This window comes from Steroidobacter cummioxidans (genome assembly GCF_003104955.1).
The window spans coordinates 1-14,386 of the sequence record NZ_LSRW01000116.1 but is presented as its reverse complement, the minus strand read 5'-3'; the positions used below and the strand labels follow the sequence as shown (position 1 = coordinate 14,386).

The 14,386-nt window shown below is 60.5% G+C and carries 7 protein-coding genes; 4 read left to right on the top strand and 3 right to left on the bottom strand.

Going from position 1 to position 14,386, the window contains the following annotated elements; all coding sequences use genetic code 11:
- Positions 1-101: 101 nt before the first annotated feature.
- The 4 genes from D0550_RS33645 (at position 102) to D0550_RS33630 (ending at position 9,551) form a co-directional block, all read left to right on the top strand.
- Positions 102-6,431, top strand: coding sequence for a HAMP domain-containing protein (locus D0550_RS33645; protein WP_116813556.1), 6,330 nt, complete (start codon positions 102-104; stop codon positions 6,429-6,431).
- 107 nt (positions 6,432-6,538) lie between these two features.
- On the top strand, positions 6,539-8,221 hold the full coding sequence (locus D0550_RS33640; RefSeq protein WP_116813555.1) for a response regulator: 1,683 nt from the start codon (positions 6,539-6,541) through the stop codon (positions 8,219-8,221).
- A gap of 34 nt (positions 8,222-8,255) precedes the next feature.
- Positions 8,256-8,906, top strand: a complete 651-nt coding sequence (locus tag D0550_RS33635; protein ID WP_153067478.1) for a sensor histidine kinase — start codon at positions 8,256-8,258, stop codon at positions 8,904-8,906.
- Positions 8,907-9,161: 255 nt separating this feature from the next.
- Entirely contained in the window at positions 9,162-9,551 is a 390-nt protein-coding gene (locus tag D0550_RS33630) for a hypothetical protein (RefSeq protein ID WP_153067477.1), read from the top strand.
- 206 nt (positions 9,552-9,757) lie between these two features.
- On the opposite strand, the gene D0550_RS37050 is transcribed toward D0550_RS33630, so the two are convergent.
- The 3 genes from D0550_RS37050 to D0550_RS33610 form a co-directional block, all read right to left on the bottom strand.
- Positions 9,758-10,225: a glyoxalase superfamily protein gene (locus D0550_RS37050; protein WP_349770761.1), complete on the bottom strand. Its 468-nt coding sequence runs from the start codon at positions 10,223-10,225 to the stop codon at positions 9,758-9,760.
- Between the two features lie 1,433 nt (positions 10,226-11,658).
- Positions 11,659-12,873, bottom strand: a complete 1,215-nt coding sequence (locus D0550_RS33615) for a S41 family peptidase (protein WP_153067476.1) — start codon at positions 12,871-12,873, stop codon at positions 11,659-11,661.
- Between the two features lie 293 nt (positions 12,874-13,166).
- Positions 13,167-14,264, bottom strand: coding sequence for a hypothetical protein (locus D0550_RS33610; RefSeq protein ID WP_153067475.1), 1,098 nt, complete (start codon positions 14,262-14,264; stop codon positions 13,167-13,169).
- Positions 14,265-14,386 lie beyond the last annotated feature (122 nt).

Here is a 14,386-nt window from a genome sequence, read left to right as displayed (position 1 = left end):
TTGCACGTGTTGCATCGAATGGATAGCTTCCGTCCCGCCCTCTTCGCAACAACAACAGCAAATTGGTCAGCGCGCGCCGTTCGCCGTCATCCGGAGCTTTAATGCAAACCCCTGCGAGAGTCCGTCGTCGCATCGCCAAGGCACCCGTGAAAAAAATACCTACTGCGCGGGCCGTTGCCAAGCCCAATGGCAAGCGTGGTAGTGCGAAGGCGCCGGTTCCGTTCGACCTCAAGAACCTGCTGCTGACCCTGCAGGCTGTGCGTGATGGCAATTTCTCGGTGCGGATCGCCGGCGATCACGAAGGCCTCGAAGGCAAGATCGCTGAGACGCTGAACGACATCATTGCTTCGAACCAGCGCCTGTCCGAAGAGATGTCGCGTGCCGGCCAGCTGGTGGGCAAAGAAGGCAAGACTCGGCACCGGGTCGGCATCGATCGACGCTCCGGCGCCTGGGGCGACATGGAAGGCTCGATCAACACGCTGATCGACGATCTGCTGTGGCCAACGACTGAAGTCACCCGCACCATCACCGCCGTCGCCAAGGGCGACCTGTCGCAGACTGTGCGGCTGGAGGTCGATGGTCGGCCGTTGAAAGGTGAATTCCTACGCTCGGCGACTATTGTTAACACGATGATCGAACAGATGGGCCTGTTCACGTCCGAAGTGACGCGCGTGGCCCGCGAGGTCGGCACCGAAGGCAAGCTTGGTGGCCAGGCGTCAGTACCGGGTGCCGCCGGTACCTGGAAAGACCTCACTGAGAATGTGAATTCCATGGCCGGTAACCTGACCGGTCAGGTGCGAAACATCGCCGAGGTCGCCACCGCCATCGCAAGCGGCGACCTGTCCCGCAAGATCACCGCCAACGTGCGCGGTGAAATTCAACAGCTGAAGGAAGCCATCAATACGATGGTGGATCAGCTTCGCTCCTTCGCTTCCGAAGTAACCCGTGTGGCGCGTGAAGTGGGCTCCGAAGGCAAGCTCGGCGGTCAGGCCGTGGTGCCGGGCGTCGCGGGCACCTGGAAAGATCTCACCGACTCGGTGAATTCCATGGCCGCGAACTTGACCGGCCAGGTCCGAAACATCGCCGAAGTGACCACCGCCGTGGCGCGAGGCGATTTGTCGCGCAAGATCACGGTGGACGTGAAAGGCGAAATTCTGCAGCTGAAGGAAACCATCAATACGATGGTGGACCAGTTGAACGGCTTCGCCGCCGAAGTAACGCGCGTGGCGCGCGAGGTCGGCACCGAAGGTAAGCTCGGTGGCCAGGCAACGGTACCCGGCGTCGCGGGCACGTGGAAGGATCTCACGGACTCCGTGAACTCCATGGCCTCGAACCTCACCGGCCAGGTTCGAAACATCTCCGAGGTGACCATCGCCGTCGCGAACGGCGACTTGTCGCGCAAAATCACGGTGGACGTGCGTGGCGAAATCTTGCAGCTGAAGGAAGCCATCAACACGATGGTGGACCAGCTGCGCTCCTTCGCCTCCGAAGTCACGCGCGTGGCGCGCGAGGTGGGCTCCGAAGGTGAGCTCGGCGGCCAGGCCATCGTGCCGGGTGTGGCGGGCACGTGGAAAGACTTGACCGACTCGGTCAACGCCATGGCCAAGAACCTCACCGGTCAGGTTCGCAACATCGCCGAAGTGACCACAGCCGTGGCGCGTGGTGACTTGTCTCGCAAGATCACCGTCGACGTGAAAGGCGAAATTCTCGAACTGAAAGAAACCATCAACACGATGGTCGACCAGCTCAACGGCTTCTCCGCCGAAGTGACGCGCGTGGCGCGTGAAGTCGGCACCGAGGGCAAGCTCGGTGGCCAGGCCATCGTGCCCGGCATCAGTGGCGTGTGGAAGGATCTCACGGATAACGTGAACTCCATGGCCGGCAATTTGACCGGTCAGGTGAGAAACATTTCGGAAGTGACCATTGCCGTGGCAAACGGCGACTTGTCGCGCAAGATTACGGTGGACGTGCGCGGTGAAATTCTGCAGCTGAAGGAAGCCATCAATACGATGGTGGATCAGCTGCGTTCCTTCGCCTCCGAAGTGACGCGCGTGGCGCGTGAAGTGGGCTCAGAAGGCAAGCTCGGTGGTCAGGCGCTCGTGCCGGGTGTCGCAGGCACCTGGAAGGACTTGACCGACTCCGTCAACGCCATGGCCACCAACCTCACCGGCCAGGTGCGAAACATCGCCGAAGTGACGACGGCCGTGGCGCGCGGCGACCTGTCGCGCAAGATCACGGTGGACGTGAAAGGCGAAATCTTGCAGCTGAAGGAAACCATCAACACGATGGTGGACCAGTTGAACGGCTTCTCCGCCGAAGTGACCCGCGTGGCACGCGAAGTGGGCACCGAGGGCAAGCTCGGCGGCCAGGCCGAGGTCAAAGGCATCAGCGGCGTGTGGAAGGACCTCACCGATAACGTGAATTCCATGGCCGGCAACTTGACCGGTCAGGTGCGTAATATCGCCGAGGTGGCTACGGCCATCGCGAACGGCGACTTGTCTCGCAAGATCACCGCGGACGTGAAAGGTGAAATCCTGCAGCTGAAGGAGACCATCAACACGATGGTCGACCAGCTCAACGGCTTCGCGGCCGAAGTGACCCGCGTGGCTCGCGAGGTGGGCACCGAAGGCAAGCTCGGCGGTCAGGCCGAAGTGAAGGACGTGTCGGGTGTGTGGAAGGACCTCACCGACAACGTCAACTCCATGGCCTCGAACCTCACCGGCCAGGTCCGAAACATCGCCGAAGTGGCCACGGCCATCGCGCGGGGTGACTTGTCTCGCAAGATCACCGTGGACGTGCGTGGCGAAATTCTGCAGCTCAAAGAAACCATCAATACGATGGTCGACCAGCTGAACGGCTTCGCCGCCGAAGTGACGCGCGTGGCGCGCGAAGTGGGTACCGAAGGCAAGCTCGGCGGCCAGGCCATCGTGCCGGGCGTCGCGGGCACGTGGAAGGATCTCACGGACAACGTGAACTCCATGGCCTCGAACCTGACCGGTCAGGTGAGAAACATCGCCGAGGTGTCGACCGCCATCGCCCGGGGTGACTTGTCCCGCAAGATCACTGTGGACGTGCAAGGCGAAATTCTACAGTTGAAAGAGACCATCAATACGATGGTCGACCAGCTCAACTCGTTCGCCGCCGAAGTGACACGCGTGGCGCGCGAAGTCGGTACCGAAGGCAAGCTCGGCGGTCAAGCGACCGTGCCCGGCGTGGCCGGCACCTGGAAAGACCTCACCGACAACGTCAACACTATGGCGAACAACCTCACGAACCAGGTGCGCGGTATCGTGAAGGTGGTGACGGCTGTGGCAAACGGCGATCTGCGTCAACGCCTCACCGTGGAATCCAAGGGTGAAGTCGCGGCCTTGGCTGAAACCATCAACAGCATGACGACGACGCTTGCGACCTTCGCCGATCAAGTGACGAGCGTGGCTCGCGAGGTGGGCGTCGAAGGCCGGCTCGGTGGCCAGGCGAACGTGCCCGGCACCGCCGGCACGTGGAAAGATTTGACTGCGAACGTCAACCTGCTCGCCGCGAATCTCACCACGCAGGTGCGCGCCATCGCCGAAGTGGCAACCGCCGTGACCAAGGGCGATCTCACCCGCTCCATTCAAGTCGACGCGCGTGGCGAAGTGTCCGAGCTGAAGGACAACATCAACGCCATGATCGGCAACTTGCGCGAGACCACCGAGCGCAATACCGAACAGGACTGGCTGAAGACCAACCTCGCGAAGTTCAGCCGCATGATGCAAGGTCAACGCGACCTCGTGACCATGGGTGAAATGTTGCTCGCCGAACTCGCCCCGCTGGTCGGCGCGCAGCAGGCCATTCTGTATATCGCCGAGTCGGATCAGCGAGCGAAGGTGCTCAAGGAGTTTGCGGCTTACGCCGACGCCAATCCTGGCGAGCGCCGCGTCTATGCGCTGCGTGAAGGCTTGGTGGGCCAGGCCGCCGCCGATGGCCGCCGCATCCTGCTCGAAAACGTGCCGCTCGATTCCATCCATGTTCGTAGCGGTCTGCTCGCGGCTCGCGCGCGCAACGTCATTGCCCTGCCGATTCTGTACGAAGGCCAGGCAAAGGCCGTCATCGAGCTGGCGTCGTTGCATGAGTACACCGCCTCGCAGCTGGCGTTCCTCGAACAGCTCGCCGGCAGTATCGGCGTCGTGCTCAACACTATCGAAGCGACCATGCGTACCGAAGGCCTGCTCAAACAATCGCAGGAGCTCGCGGGCGAATTGCAGACTCAGCAAAAAGAACTGCAACAGACCAACGAGGAGCTGGCCAACAAGGCCATGCTGCTGGCCGAGCAGAACGCCGAGGTGGAACGCAAGAACGAGGAAATCGAGCTGGCGCGTCGCGCGCTCGAAGAAAAGGCGACCGAGCTTGCGCTCACCTCGCGTTACAAGTCCGAGTTCCTGGCCAACATGTCGCACGAGCTGCGCACGCCGCTCAACAGTATTCTGATCCTGGGGCAGCAGCTGGCCGAAAACGCCGATCAGAACTTATCGCCGCGCCAGATCGAATTCGCCAAGACCATTCACGGTGCCGGCACCGACCTGCTCAACCTGATCAGCGACATTCTGGATCTGTCGAAGATCGAGTCGGGCACCGTGACGGTGGAATCCGAAGACCTGTTGTTCTCGCATCTGCGCGAGACCATCGAGCGCAACTTCCGGCACGAAGCCGAAGCGCGCGCCCTGCTCTTCACGACGGACTTCGAGCCCGCGCTTGGCCGGCAGCTGTCCACCGACCCGAAACGTTTGCTGCAGGTGTTGAAGAACCTGCTGTCCAACGCCTTCAAGTTCACCGCTCAAGGCAGCGTGATCCTACGGGTGCGCCCGGCGGCATCGGGCTGGAGTCCCGACCATCCTGTGCTCAACCAGGTGGCGACGGTGGTGGCGTTCTCGGTCACGGATACCGGCATCGGCATTGCGGCGGAGAAACAAAGGATCATTTTCGAAGCGTTCCAACAGGCCGACGCCGGCACGTCGCGTAAGTACGGCGGCACGGGCCTGGGTCTCGCGATCAGTCGAGAGCTTGCGCACCTGCTAGGTGGCGAGTTGCGTCTGGTGAGCGCGCCGGGCCAGGGCAGCACGTTCACGTTGTATCTGCCCCTGACCTTCGTGGGCTCGGCCTATCGTCAACCCAGGGCGCAACCCGGCGCCAGCCCGGTGCAGACCACCCAGTTCCAGCCGTTGCCCCTGCCGCTGCGCGCTGAGGAACTGGTGGATGATCGCAACGATCTGCAGTCCGACGATCGGGTGCTGCTGATCATCGAGGACGATCCGCACTACGGCAAAGTGCTGCTGAACGTGGCTCGCGACAATGGCTTCAAAGTCATCGTCGCCAAAACCGGCGCCGATGGACTGGCACTGGCCCGCAAATACGCACCGACCGCCATCTCGCTGGATGTGTTCCTGCCCGACATGCTGGGCTGGACGGTGCTCAATCAATTGAAACAAGGCCCGGCCACCCGCCACATTCCGGTACAGATCCTCACGGTCGAGGAAGAGCGTCAGTACAGCCTCGAGCGCGGTGCGTATGCCTTCATGAACAAGCCCGCGACCACGGATGAGCTGGCGGGGGCGCTGCAGAGGATCCGTAACTTTGCGGCCGCGAACGTTCGTGAGTTGCTGGTGGTGGAAGACGATCCGGCCGAACAGCTCAGTATCGCCGAGCTGATCGGCTTCGATGATGTGACCATCACAGCGGTGGGCAGCGGTCAGGAAGCATTGCAGGTCATGCGCACCAAGCAGTTCGATTGCGTGGTGCTCGACCTGCGGTTGCCCGATGTTTCAGGCTTCGAGCTGCTGGCCGAGATCCAGGCCGACGCCCGACTGCGCGACACCCCGATCGTCGTGTTCACCGGCCGCGATCTGTCGCAGGCCGAGGAACAGGAGCTGCGCACCAAGGCCAAGAGCATCGTGCTCAAGGGCGTGCGCTCGCCGGAACGGCTGCTCGATGAGACCGCGCTGTTCCTGCACCGCGTGGTCACGAATCTGCCCCTGTCCAAGCAGAAGATGATCGAGGCCCTGCACGAGGGCGACGAGCCGCTACACGGCCGCAAGGTGCTGGTGGTGGACGACGACGTGCGTAACATCTTTGCCCTGAACAGCGTGCTCGAACGCCGCGGGATGCAGGTGATTAACGCAAGTAATGGCATGGATGCGATCAAGCTGGTGGAGTCTACCGACGACCTGTCGCTGGTCTTGATGGACGTGATGATGCCGGAGATGGACGGCTATGAGACCATGCGCCGGATCCGCGAAAACGCCAAATTCCGACTCCTGCCCATCATCGCGCTGACCGCCAAAGCCATGAAAGGCGATCGGGAAAAGTGCCTAGAGGCGGGAGCATCCGACTATGTTGCGAAACCCGTCGACACCGCGCAGTTGCTGTCTCTGGTAAGAATGTGGTTGCAACCGTAGGCGATGAACCCGCAGCCGGACCTGTCGACTACCCTGAGCGCAATGCCTGCGATGATCGCAAGACCAACTCAATTGGGATTCCGTGGCCAAGGGCCAAGGAGTCTTTTATGAGAGTACTGCCAACCGTGAACGCCGCGCCCATCCACGAGCGAGTCAACATCCTGCTGGTCGATGACCAGCCTGGCAGGCTGCTCTCGTACGAGTCCATCCTGGAGGACCTGGGGCAGAACCTGATCAGCGCCCGCTCCGGTGAGGAGGCCCTGCAGCGCCTGCTCCAGGACGACTTCGCGGTCATTCTGCTCGATGTGAGCATGCCGGGCATGGACGGCTTCGAAACCGCGGCCATGATCCACGATCATCCGCGCTTCGAGAGCATCCCCATCATCTTCGTCACCGGCGTGCACGACTCCGAGTTCGACGCCTTGAAAGGCTATCGGCTGGGCGCGGTCGACTATGTGTCGATTCCCATCGTCCCGGAGATCCTGCGCAGCAAGGTCTCGGTGCTGGTCGAGCTATACATGCAGCGCCGGGAGCTGCAACGGCTGAATCGCAGCCTCGCCGAGGCCAACGCCACGCTTCAGCACGAGAAGGCTCGAGAGCTGGAACGTGCCAATCGCAATCTGGAACAGGCCAACGCCGCCCTGCGCGACGCCGACCGTCACAAGGACGAGTTCATCGCCATCCTGGCGCACGAGCTGCGCAATCCCCTCGCCCCGATCCGGGCTGCGGTGGACGTGATGTCGCTAATGCCGCTCGACCATCCGCAGCTGCACTGGGCTCGCGAAGTCATCGATCGGCAGACGACGCATTTGAGCCGTCTGGTCGATGACCTGCTCGATGTGTCGCGTATTTCTCGCGGCACCATCAAGCTCAATAAAGAGCTGCTGACGTTGCGCACCATCCTCGATCGCTCGGTCGAGGCGGCCCAGCCCATCATCTCGGCTCATCATCATGAACTGCAGATCGAATGTCTGGCCGATACGGCAACGGTCGACGGCGATCCGACCCGCCTGGTGCAGATCCTGAGCAACCTGCTCAATAACGCCGCCAAATATATGCAGGCGAGCGGCACCATTCTGCTGCGGGCGAGCGTCGACGAGGGGCACGCGGTATTCGCGGTGAAGGACTCCGGCATCGGCCTCACCTCCGAGGCGCTGTCAAAGCTGTTCAATCTGTTCTCCCGCGTGCACGAGGATGAAGGTCATCTGCCCAGCGGCCTGGGCATCGGCCTCGCCCTCGTCCGTCAGCTCGTGGAATTGCACGGGGGTACGGTCTGCGCAACCAGCCCCGGCCCGAATCGAGGCAGCGAATTCACCGTTCGCCTGCCGTTGTCTGCGATCGCCGCGCCGGTGGCGATGCCGATCGATGAGACCGCCCCTGCCCCGCTGACACAGGCATTGCGAGTCCTGGTCGCCGACGACAACGCGGATGCGTTGGAGAGCCTAGCGCTGCTGCTCGAAGTCTGCGGTCATGAAGTCCGCAAGGCCTCGGATGGTCAGGAGACCCTGCAGGCCATGACCGCCTGGCGCCCGGACGTGGCGCTGCTCGACATCGGCATGCCCATACTTGACGGTTACGAAGTCGCCCGGCGGATCCGCAGCCAGCCCTGGGGTGCGGATTTGTTCCTGGTGGCGGTCAGCGGTTGGGGCCAGAGCGAGGATCGCCAGCGCGCCACCGATGCCGGCTTCGACCTGCACTTCAGAAAACCCATCGGCCTGCCCACGCTGGAGGGGATTCTGGAAAAAGCGCAGCGACTGAATGCCGAAACCGTCGTAAAGTCCGACTCCTAACGGAACCCCTACGGGTCGGCGCAGAACTTACACAGTGAACGATATTTCTTTGCTGGAGGACGCGCTGCGTGCGTCTCTCAACCGTCGCTGCCGCCGCGCTTATGCGCACGATCTACGCAATGGCCTGCAAGGCATCTTCGGCGGCGTCGATGCGCTGACTCGCGCCGCACGGGCGACGACGAGCGGCAAGCCGTTCGCCGTGCCGCTCGATCAGCTCACGACGTTCGTTCAACAGGCGATCAGCAATCACGAGCGCGGCCTGGAACGGGTGCTGGAGCACATCGCTCCCGAACAGCATCAGCCTGAATCCCTTTCCTGCCGGGAGCTGCTCATCGAGCTCGCGCGCTTCATCACCAACGATGCGGCTCGCAACAGCGTTCGCGTTCGCCAGGACTTCCACGACGATCTGAAAACGACGACCGTGGTCGCGCGACTGCGCTTGATTTGCCTGGCGCTGCTGACGGACAGCGTCGATGCACTCGCAAGCGGCGGCGAGATTCGCCTGTCAGGGCGAACCAGCGACGGCCGCGTGCAATTCGAGATCACGGACACGCGTACTCAGCCTCGCCCGGTCTCGTTCGTGAGCGATGCGATCGAGCGACTGGTGGCGGATCTGTCCGGACGGATTGAAAACAAACAACACGAAGGTGGGCTCGAAATACGGATTGAGCTGCCAGCGGGCTGATCTGCAGCGGATTGGGCGAACGTGTGAGTTGCAGGTTCAAATCCCTTCTGCGTGACCAATCCGCTGGAGACTACTAAATTCCATTCAATTCCAGGGTTCGAAATGAGCCGCTCGATCCGTCGGATACTCCGGATGCGATCGATGCAAGCGGCCAAACAGGCGCGTGGCTGCACTCTGATAGTCTTGACTTGGTAAGAGTTCGCAATATTCGTTCGAATATCAGCCAGGGGTAACATGCTATCCACAAATACGCTAGTGTTCCTGCAGGAACTGCAAGATAAGTCGCACGCGGCCTACTCTGAGGGCGGTTTGTTGTACACGTTTGTGGAGGCTGCCAACCAAGCGCACTCCCGTCTTCCGGAAGATCATGGCGTGGCAAGATCGAGTGAGCTGGCGCCCAGCGATGTGAACGCACTTGCCATCTTCTTTCAGTCCTCACAAGGAGACTATCTTCGTGAGGAGCCGGCTCCGCCTTTTATCGATGTGACGCAGGAGTTGCTCGGCAAGATCAGAGCCGATCTCGCTTACAACGAGATCATGCTGGAAGTGGAAGATGGAGGGCACGATATGGCAGCCACTCTCTCGATGGCTCGCCGCTCAGACAATCGCTTCTTCTCGCTCGAGTTGTGGTGGTCGATAGACTGATCGGATTGACACAGCCGACCGTCACGCGATTTCGAAGTCCAGCCCCCCGCCTCTCTTCCTCACTTGGACGCGGATCTCGACTGTCGGAACAGCGTGTAGCGCTTCTGCGTGACCATTCCGCTGGAGACTGCTGGGCTCCGTTGAGTTCCGAGCGCAGCTTCTTCAGCGGAAAACATACCGACCGATTGCGTCGACGACACCGAAAGCTACGGGATGACCAGATCTTGCGGACCGATGGCGTCGCCAACCATATCGGCATTGATCTGCGCGCCGAGCGCCACGCATTCATCGCAGATGAAAACGCACGGCGATATGCCTCGGTTGCCGCACCCTCCTTCGATGAGGCTTCGGACCTCGTGCTGCAACTTACCGCAGAACGAACAAGACAACTGTCCCGGCGCGGCGGTCGGGGCCGCCTGACAGGCTTCATGCGGTTTGGATGGATATGCGGCGCTCTCCGACTGCTCCGGACCGGCGAGGTGCTCCGAGTCCACGTCGAATTTTGCCGAGAGCGTGTTCCAATCAGCGAAGCCGAACTGCTTCGCCACGATCTCCAGGCACTCGCTGTGCGACAGTAAAACGCTTCTCGCAGCCAGGCAGCCGCGAAGGGACTTCGCCATCGCCTTGGGGTCTTTGTAGGTGGGCATAACTGATCCTCCGTTCGAGACGAACACGATTGATCAGCGCTTGCATTGCTGATCCATTCGCCGTTCGGTTAGGGATCAGATCATTTGATGATGAGTGCATTCACCGTACCTCCCAGGGGAAGCGCAAGCGGCGGGCTGCACCTGGCCGAAAGAAAACATACTGCTATCGAATATTCGGTGTCAATTGGATTGACAATCCTCGTCAGGACTTGCGGGCTTGTGCGTCGATATCGGCCGCATCTGAACCGAGGGCCGTCAGCGCACGCGTACCCGCACCGGAACTGCAGGAACAGTGCGTAGCGCTTCTGCGGAATTGCCTGCATCCACCGGAGGCTACTGCGTGCGTAGGAGCGCCGCACCGGGCGAGCAGCTTTCGACCGAGGCTGTGTGAGAACGCAGCGCCAATGGGCATGGATGCCATGCCTTCGATGATTTCGATTCGCTCTGAAGAATGGAGTCTTGCAAGCACGACCTGAGAACCGTACGTTGGCAGCAACTGGACGTTGGACTTGAATCCTATGGGCCCACTGCGCACGGTACTTTGGATGTTGATGCCGCTCATGGCGTCAGGATTGCAGGCGCAACCCACGCAGAGACGGCCAGTAAGCGGCATGGTATTCAGCCAGTCGCATCCGGCCGCACTCAAGTACGAGTGCAAGAGCACGTCTGAGTCCCGTATTACCTGCAGTTTCACTCAACTAGATGTTTACAAAGTGCAGTACCCGAGCGTGGCTTCGGGCCTCAGCACTTCTTGGGCCCCAATCGATGACAGCAGGTGTGCTGAAGCAAGTCGCGCGCTGGAGGATGCTCTGAAGGAAGTTCCGGATCCCTCAGCGCAGCCGACTGGACGAATGCGAAACGAGGAACGCCGCATCGGTGCATTGGAGGCGACTGTGGACTACTGCAAAACACGTAACAGGGAGGCATGGCGTGAATACCTCACCCGAGAGCATGACAGACAGCAAAGAACGTGCACCCTCTCCGCGCATTCCTACGTCCAAACGTTCCGCCGTGAATCTGTCGGGTCTACTAGTCCGACACGGTGGGTCACAGAACAGCTGCCGTACGGCGAATGCAGGTTGCATCGCGAAGCTCAGTTCACGAGCAGTGACGATTCGTGGAGCTACTCGGCGCAATACAAAGTCATGAACAAGCCAGGGCAGCAGGGACAGCTCAGATGTGAGGATATTAAGGAGCAAGAAGCAATCTACGTTGCGCTTCAGAATGAGGAGGCGGGATGGACAGATTGCGAGACGATCAGATTTGACAATGGTTGCTACAGCCCAGATTTCCCTTGCCTCGGAGCCCCTCCGGCTGTTGTGCACTGATCAGAGTTAGCGGATTGTCCGCGGGGCTCGGCCTCCGGGAAAGCTACAGAGCGCTCAGGAGCGCTGCGGGCGGCAGATTGCGACCCGTACCTGTCACTCACGAATGTCGGGGATGGGGGGCACAATGGTCAGTCAGGGCCTTGCCAATATCCACTGCAGTGCTGCATCTTTTCCCGCCCTGAACAACGTCCAATCGGGGTCGATTCGCTGATCGGGGAAGACAGCGTCAGTCTCTGAGTCCGGCTGAAATCTGTACTTGAGCATGGAACAAGAGACACGCAGCTTTGAGAATGGAAGCGTAAACAAATGGTTCTCCTGGTATCCGTTCGGGCGCGCACCCGTGGGCTCGCCGACCAGGATTGCTTCCGTCTCTCTGCGAAAATCGGTGATGTTGGTCATGCCAGCTGAAAATGCGCCGCGGCCGGTAATCACGAAAAGGTGTCCAGCGCGGTTTAGCGCGGGCATGAATATGAGTTTATAGATGAGGTATTCCCTTCCCTTGGTGAAGTTTCCACCTTGGTTCCAGCGCATATCGATTATCAGGCGGCTTACCGGGCGGCTTCCGATGTATTCCCAAAGCCGTGCGGACTGCGTCTCCAGGTCACGGTAGGAGCGGAAATCCACATACACCGTTTTCGAGTCAGCCAGGTACGTAAACCAAAGCGCATCCTCCGGGTGCTGAAAGGGCAATGGCACCGGTTCGATAGCGACCTCCTCTGACCTGCTGGCTCCTGCAGGAACAGGCCGAATCCGCAGCTTGAAGCGACGACCATCATCATCTTCAAAGGTGAAATCCGCGGAACCCAGACCCGGAAGGACGCCCAAGGCGGCTAGCGGCTCGACTTCCATAATCTGCTTTGCGCTGCTGTTCAGCACGTACCACTGGTTCTCAGCTTGCGGAACGAACTGTTGAATCCTCTTCTGCACTTCCCCAATGGATACGGACCCGATCGACACAATCCTGGCTCCCAGTGCTTCTCGGTATTCAGGGGCCGCACGGGTTACCCTCAAATCGTTGCCAATCCAGAAGCCCTCCAGCGGAAATCTCTGATACAAGCCCGATGTGTCCAGGAACGTATGCCCGTCGCCAATGAGGGCCGCCAGCTGCTGCAAGCCAGCGACAACTTCGTAGTCTTTCATCGACGGGATCCGCTGGCGCAGGCTGGATACCGCCTGGTCGAACTCGGCCTTGCTGGTGAAGTGAAAAGGATCCCGGTGTTTCGTCGTGATCTCGTTGGCGAAAAACTCGAGATCCTGTCGCCACTGTTCGGCAGTCAAAGCCGGAAGCGAAGCTTCCCCATGAGCAAAGTTGCAAGCAAGGAGCAGGATGCAGAACAGTTTCTTCATAAAGCACATCCAGTGTTCAGCTTCGATGCTCGCCCGAGCGGTTGAAAGACATGTGTTCCGACTCGGCGGTTCAGACCTATCGCTTTGGGATGCGCAACCCGCTCGAAGGGTTTAAATGCAGCTCGGTTGTGCCCGCCAAAGGCTGGTCGCGTCCGAAAAGGGACATCTCGCGGTCACCGCACGCGTACCCGTACGGAGACTGCAGGAACAGCGCGTAGCGCTTCATCGAATCAATTTGCCGGTCCGCCGCCAATCCAGTCAGTGCGCAATTGTGGCTACGTGAACTCATCGAGCTAGTAGCCCGGACCGGCGCCCTCGTTCAGGCCGTCTTCCGACACCCACTCACTTGCATCCGCCGTCGGCAAGCACGTCCAGCTCTCGTACAACACCTGCGATGGGGCAATCGCGACTCCGGGCTGCACACAGATCACACCGCCGCGAATCTTGCGGCTGTGACGCCAGACCGGCAACTCTGGCTCGGCGCGTATCGAATCGATGTCCTCCAGCCCACTGTCGGGTTCCGGCTTGAAGCGCACATACACCGACTGCGATTCGGTCAAGGGCCGATCGACGAGAACCTGCACACCGAAAACCCTACCGTTCGTGATGATGCGTGCACGCGGGCGCGGCAGTTGTGAGATAGCAGTCGCATGCCGCTCACCGTACGAGTTGATATCGCGGTAAAACTCATCCAGTACGACGCCGAGATCCATGCCGGCCGTCTGGTACACCGCCTGCCATAAGGAGATTCCTTGGAGATTGCTCGGCAGTCGCGGATCGGCAAATGTGCGCAGCAGATTCGGCACCGCTTCCTTGCCATACAGCTTCACGGTGGCCGAGATCAATGCCTCACCCAGCGGATACTTGATGTCCTGATCGCGCAGGCGCCCGAGCGTTACAGGATCCGCAAACTCCTCAACGATCAGTTCGCGACGTGCATGCAACACCGCAAGTGCAAGGCGCCCGGTTCGTTGCTCCTCTGTCGCACCAAAGTGCGAGTGAACCCAGGTGGCGAGTCCTTCGTTCAATGCTGGCGCCGCGTCCCAGAGCCAGGCGCGCTCGTTACCCGCCATGCGACTTGAAACGACGTGGGCCGTTTCATGCGCGAGCACCACAGGCGCTTCATCGTCGAGAATCATGCGCACCCGACCAAAGAACGCGGTTCCGTGCGTGTTCTGCGTGGACCCGGATGCATCGACCTGAATTGCATCTCCGGCCGCCACGCCAAGCAACTCGTGAACCTGTGCGAAAATCGTGTCGGCTTGTGCGGCGAGTTCGCGTGCCGCGCCTGCATTGGCGGCGGAATAGGAAAAACGGTAGTAGCGGGGTTTTTGCGTTCTGCGCAGGCGGGGGTTTGGCGCAAAAGAAACGACTCTTTCTCCGTCGCTCACATCTACAACATCCGACGCTGCTGCCTCCTCAGCTGCCTGCCTTGCCAGCAAATACATCCCGAAGCCGATAACCGCAACCGTCAGAGTCGAGACAACTGCTGTCTCTTATACACATCTCCGAG